Source organism: Bartonella sp. AA1HLJMS (assembly GCF_042197445.1).
In the GTDB taxonomy this organism is placed as follows: Bacteria; Pseudomonadota; Alphaproteobacteria; order Rhizobiales; family Rhizobiaceae; genus Bartonella.
On sequence record NZ_JBHIRW010000205.1, the window covers coordinates 1 to 1,127 of the forward strand.

General features: G+C 43.1%; 1 protein-coding gene. It reads left to right on the forward strand.

The features are described 5' to 3' along the window. Positions 1-8 precede the first annotated feature (8 nt). Positions 9-1,127 (forward strand): MFS transporter (locus tag ACFIQE_RS10640; protein WP_375707729.1); only part of this gene is annotated, 1,119 nt, incomplete at its 3' end.

Consider the following 1,127-nt stretch of genomic DNA (forward strand, 5'->3'; position numbering starts at 1 on the left):
GGAGCATTGTGACAAAGAAAAAATCCATGATTTTTACCCAAATGGGGCTTTTCCTTGTTTTGGGCTTTAGCAGCTTTGCCGATGAAACAGCACAAGTTACATTTGCTCTCCACTTAGCAGAAAGCACAGCATCTATTTCAATGCTGCTGTTTGCAGGGCTTGTCGGGGCAATTTGTGCCGGACCAATTGCACCACGCCTCTTGCATCACTTCCAACCAGCGCGAACAGTACCCATTGTTTTATTGTTTGAAGCACTCTTTATAGCCACAGCTGCAATCGCCAACCAATTTTGGGTTTATATTGCCCTTTCTTTCGCACTAGGTTGTGCTGGTTCACTCTTTTGGTCTGCTATCCTCGTTTCCGTCCCAGAATTTGCAACCAATGATCAGCAATTAGACCGTATCAACCGCATTATCCAAACAGTTCGTAATCTTGGCTATATTGCCGGACCATTGTTAGGGGGCGTGTTGTATGGAATATCAAACGGGCAAAAAGGATTGTTTGTGTTGTCAATCATGGTTCTTTTTGCTACCTTTATCACTCTCTTCTGTTTTAAAAGTTTTAAAATTCATACACAAACGACAAACACAACGCAAAACAGCAAAAAAGGGCTAGATTTAACGGGTCTCTTGCGTAAAAAAAATGTTGTCTATGCTCTTTCTCCCCTCATCATTACCATCATCCTCACCTCTGCTCTCAACGTCTTATCGATTGTCCGCATCCGCACTGAGCTGTACTTCAGTGCAGAAACCTATGGGGTAATCACAAGCATGTTAAGTCTTGGCCTCGTGGTTGGTCCACTCTGTTTCTCCAGCCTTTTTCATCGCTTTGGTAATGCCGCTGGTGCATCACTTGCCGCTACAATAATTGGTTTTGCAATTTTCTGCTTTTCCTTAACACATATTGTATGGTTAATGATGCTGTCATTTTTCATCCTTGGGGGTGCTAACGGCGTGCAAAATGCTCTGATGGCAAGTTTTATGATGAAAGCCATTCAGAAAGAACACCGAAACAACCAAATGCCTGCCTATATCTTTATCATACAAACAGCGGTGTGCCTTGGCTTTCTAGGAGCCGGTTTTGTAAAAGTGCATCACACCCAAAGCACACTGTTTATCATTGGCATC